Consider the following 4644-nt stretch of genomic DNA (forward strand, 5'->3'; position numbering starts at 1 on the left):
GAAGTTCACGAACTTCCATTTCTACTAGCTCTAGAAGCTCTTCATCATCAACCATGTCACATTTGTTCATGAACACGATGATGTGAGGAATACCAACCTGACGACCAAGTAGGATGTGCTCACGAGTTTGTGGCATAGGGCCATCAGTCGCAGCAACTACTAGAATACCGCCGTCCATCTGTGCAGCACCAGTGATCATGTTTTTAACGTAATCAGCGTGTCCAGGACAGTCAACGTGCGCGTAGTGACGTGAAGGAGTATCATATTCTACGTGTGACGTAGAGATGGTGATCCCACGTGCTTTTTCTTCAGGCGCGTTATCGATCATATCGAATGCGCTTGCAGAACCGCCGTAGGTCTTCGCTAGAACAGTAGTGATAGCTGCAGTTAGCGTGGTTTTACCGTGGTCAACGTGGCCGATAGTACCCACGTTTACATGGGGTTTCGTACGTTCAAACTTTTCTTTTGCCATTTCTATTATCCCAGCAAAGTTACATTAAAAAAATTTTGAATTTTTACAACATGAGCTGGGGAGAAAAATGGTGCTGATAGGCAGATTCGAACTGCCGACCTCACCCTTACCAAGGGTGCGCTCTACCAACTGAGCCATATCAGCACTGATTTGGAGCGGGCAGTGGGAATCGAACCCACATCATCAGCTTGGAAGGCTGAGGTAATAGCCATTATACGATGCCCGCAAATCTTAATTCTCTGGCCACCTCATAAAGAAAGTGGTGGAGGGGGCAGGATTCGAACCTGCGAAGGCTGAGCCGGCAGATTTACAGTCTGCTCCCGTTGACCGCTTGGGTACCCCTCCAGAATTGATGGTGCCGACTGCCGGAATCGAACTGGCGACCTACTGATTACAAGTCAGTTGCTCTACCAACTGAGCTAAGTCGGCACTACATCAAGTGGGTGCGCATTCTAGAGTAATGAATTACTCAGTGCAAGTGTCTTTTCGAAAAATTTTCATTTTTCTTTTCTGACCGATTTCTCAATCTATCAGAAGGTTACGCCTGAATTGAACTAAGTTCTTTTCGAGCGTAGCGGGCAAGACCTTGCACCACCAAATGAGCGGGACGAATGTTAACAGCGGATTCTAAGAATGCAAACACTTTTTTGTCTCCCCCCCCTAAAATAATGTCAAAATCGGTTTGTTTGCTTGATATGTAATCAATAGCGCTCAAATAAACACCATAAACCGCTGCATGACACCCTGTTGCTACGCACTCTTCAGTGTCTGTACCTACCCCAAAGCTGGTCGGAATTTCATCATTCGCTGATACTTTTTTCGTAGATGCAACCAAAGCGTCTCGCATTACGTTAAATCCTGGTACGATCCAACCGCCTAAATGTTGACCATTCACCACAAAATCTACCGTTATTGCCGTACCAACATCCATAACAAAAAATGCTTTTTTTGTTTTTTCTGCAGCACACACCATGGCGAGCCACCGATCAACGCCCATTTTTTGTACATTCTCGTAACTATTTTTTATTTCGAATGCTGATTTTTCTGTGTGTTTTTCAATGAAATTAATTTTTCGAGGCAAACAGAGGGTGTTTATTTCTTTCGAAACTTCATTATTTCTAACTGAAGCTACATAAATATGAGAAATTTTTTCGTAAGAGTCGATAAATGTAAAAAGCTCAGCTATCGAACTTACAGATTGGGGCTCTTTTTCGTCATCACACAACAGAGAATATTTGATTCGTGTATTGCCAATGTCCACTAACAAGACATTTTTCTCGCCCACTACAGCATTTTTTTCAGATGAAACACTATCAGTTACCACGAAGGCTAACCTCACCACCATGAAAACGTGTAATGCCGTCTTGTGTTTCTACTAACAGTGCACCGCTGGCGTCTACGCCCCTATCAATACCGGAGAATCGCTTTTCGCCCATCTGCAGCACTATCCTTCTATCACCGTAAAGATCTAAGGCTTCCCAATGGGGGACAAATGGCCCAAAGCCTTGTTGAGTAAATTTAGGAAGATATGACCATAGTGATTTAATAATTTGCGCCGCTAACTCATTTCTATCTGGCACTGTACCTAAAAATGAAGCGAGATCGCTATGAGGTTGTCCAACATCGTATTGGTTATCAGGCACACACACGTTCAGTCCTATACCAATGACGCAATGCGCTGTCGCTCCAATCTGCCCCTCTACCTCAATCAATACGCCAGCAAGCTTTTTACCCTGTAAATAAATATCGTTCGGCCACTTTAATTCGGCATCGTTAACGCCAAACTCTTTTAGCGCGTCGCACACTGCAAGGCCAACCAACAAAGAAAGGCCCGCCATGCTTTGATATCCATCAGGAAACGACCAATACATAGAAAATGTTAAGCTACCGCCCACAGGCGCTAACCAAGTTCTGCCATGTCTTCCGCGACCTGCGGTTTGTATTTCAGCAAAAATCGCATCACCGTCGGCTAATTCTTCTCGATTATTGGCAATGCGTTTTTTCATCTCTGTATTTGTTGATGGGAGTACCGACTCAACATCTATCATGGCCCGTTTGGTATTACCCAAGCACTTCTTAATGCTATCAGCACTTAACATGGGAAAGCCTCGCTCTAATCGGTAACCTTTACCTTTTACCTTAAATACATCTAATCCCCAGTCAGATAACTGAGAAATATGCCCCGCAACAGCGGTACGCGATAGCCCAACCTCTTGAGCTATGGTTTCACCGGAGTGAAAGTGACCATCGGACAAGAGCGCTAATATATGTTTTCTTATTACTTTAGATGCCTGTCTCATAGCGAAATAAGTCCTTTGCTTCCTAAAAGGCGTACTTCAGGTTCGAGCTTGATATTAAACCTGTCAGAAACGCTGGCTATGATATCTCTTGCCATAGATAGTACATCGCTACCGTTTGCATCGCCAAGGTTTGTAAGTACTAAAGGCTGTGTAGGGTGACACCTAACATCGTTCAGCGTCTTTCCTTTAAAACCAGCTTGGTCAATGAGCCAGGCTGCTGGAATTTTCACACTATCGTCGGCGGATTTCGTTTCTACAGTAAAATGCGGCACATGTTCGTATTGATCAGCAATTGTTTTGAAATGATCGTGAGTCACTATTGGATTTTTGAAGAAGCTTCCCGAATTACCGAGAATGGCAGGGTCTGGAAGTTTGGACTTACGCACCTCTATAACTTTGTGATAGATATCGTGTGGCGTCGGATTTGTTAACGCGGCAAGCTCACCATAGGCGGTGTTTAAATCATAAACTTTTGGAAGGACAAAATTAACGTGGGTAATGAGCACCTTATTGGCCAGCGCATGTTTAAATACACTATCTCGATAACCAAACTGACAGTCTTCATTTTTTAATAGAATCTTTTCACCCGTGCTAAGTACCACCGCTTCTATCGTTTGTATTAGCGTATCGACCTCTAAGCCGTAAGCGCCGATATTTTGAATTGGACTAGCCCCCACTGAACCAGGGATCAGCGCTAAGTTCTCAAAGCCAAACCACTCATTTTGCATACACAGTTTGACAAGCTCGTGCCAATTTTCGCCTGCGCCTACGCGTAAAAAGTGACTATTTTCGTCATCAAAATGGCTTATACCCTTGATTTCATTCACCAGTACTGTGCCTTCAAATGTTTCGGTGAATATTGAGTTGCTGCCACCGCCGAGCAAATAACACACATCGGTATTTTTATAGAGGCTTAAAAAGGAATCGACATCTGAAAACGACTGAATGGATGTGCACGACGTATTTAAACCGAACGTGCTGTATTGTTGCAATGAAGGCATAATTTCTACGAACTGCGAATAATTGCCTAATGGTAGGGTAACCAGAGAATAAAGAAAAGTATATCCCTTCAATAAAGCATGAGTGGTTGAATTAACCTAGTGAATATAAGGTAGGTTACGAATACTCAAAGAATCTGCAGGAAGCTAAAACTTGGGTTTTACCATTTAGTTGTCTTGACGTTCCCTTCGCCTCATTGGCATTGAATCAATATCTGAGAATATGCGTACTGGATCTATCACGTCATACTGCTCTTTGGTACCGCCATCAAGACCGATGAGCACTGCCTTGTTCGAATTCAGACGATGTTGAACTTCATCTAGAGAAGGAAGGCAAGATAATGCGTTGTTCAACGGATAAACCGTTTTTCTATCAATACCCAGTACAAGAAGCTTTCTCTCTGTAAGTTCAAGTGCAGTGTAGTCTATATATTTTGTTAACTCTTTCAGCTCCACATCGTCACCAACTCTCACTAAAAGAATTCTGTGTTGCCAGCGCATATCGGTGAAGAACATAGAACAAGACTCCTGATACAACACATCCGTTGGCTCACTTTTCGCAAAGGTAAGGGACGAAGTCGCTATAAAAGCTGAAAGAAACGGTATGATGTATTTTGAAGGCTTCATAAGTTCTATTACGAATCACCACCACTTTCGTTCAAACAATAAAGGGGGTCAGAACCACATTCTTTGATCGTTTGTCTGTTGTAAGCAGTGTGGATGATAATAAATAGGGATCAGACCTCGTTTATTTTTGAGTTCGATAGCCAGGCTTCAACGCTATAAATAACAATTTATTGGGTTCTGACCCTGTTTTATGTTGGTTAGGTTGGATGTAGTGAATGCAATTGAGGATTAACGTGGACCTGACCCC

The 4644-nt window shown here is 43.1% G+C and carries 5 protein-coding genes and 4 tRNA genes; all 9 read right to left on the minus strand.

What is annotated here, in order from left to right; translation table 11 throughout:
• The coding region (locus GTQ48_RS17285) for a GTP-binding protein (RefSeq protein ID WP_163107786.1) at window positions 1-472 on the minus strand (472 nt) is incomplete at its 3' end.
• Between the two features lie 68 nt (window positions 473-540).
• Window positions 541-616, minus strand: a tRNA-Thr gene (locus tag GTQ48_RS17290).
• Between the two features lie 7 nt (window positions 617-623).
• Window positions 624-698: transfer RNA gene (locus GTQ48_RS17295), tRNA-Gly, on the minus strand.
• Between the two features lie 34 nt (window positions 699-732).
• Window positions 733-817, minus strand: a tRNA-Tyr gene (locus GTQ48_RS17300).
• Window positions 818-825: 8 nt separating this feature from the next.
• Window positions 826-901 (minus strand) — tRNA-Thr (locus GTQ48_RS17305).
• Between the two features lie 109 nt (window positions 902-1010).
• A complete protein-coding gene (locus tag GTQ48_RS17310) occupies window positions 1011-1796 on the minus strand; it encodes a type III pantothenate kinase (RefSeq protein WP_338023356.1) in 786 nt (261 codons plus the stop codon).
• Window positions 1786-2772: a bifunctional biotin--[acetyl-CoA-carboxylase] ligase/biotin operon repressor BirA gene (gene birA / locus GTQ48_RS17315; RefSeq protein ID WP_163107788.1), complete on the minus strand. Its 987-nt coding sequence runs from the start codon at window positions 2770-2772 to the stop codon at window positions 1786-1788. Before birA ends, GTQ48_RS17310 begins: the two co-directional genes overlap by 11 nt.
• A complete protein-coding gene (gene murB / locus GTQ48_RS17320; RefSeq protein ID WP_163107789.1) occupies window positions 2769-3773 on the minus strand; it encodes a UDP-N-acetylmuramate dehydrogenase in 1005 nt (334 codons plus the stop codon). The genes birA and murB overlap by 4 nt, the downstream gene beginning before the upstream one ends.
• Window positions 3774-3938: 165 nt before the next feature.
• Window positions 3939-4397 carry a DUF4174 domain-containing protein gene (locus tag GTQ48_RS17325; RefSeq protein ID WP_163107790.1) on the minus strand — a complete coding sequence of 153 codons (459 nt, stop codon included), beginning with the start codon at window positions 4395-4397 and terminating at the stop codon, window positions 3939-3941.
• Window positions 4398-4644: the final 247 nt, after the last annotated feature.

The organism is Alteromonas genovensis, from assembly GCF_010500895.1.
GTDB classification, from domain to species: Bacteria; Pseudomonadota; Gammaproteobacteria; order Enterobacterales; family Alteromonadaceae; genus Alteromonas; species Alteromonas genovensis.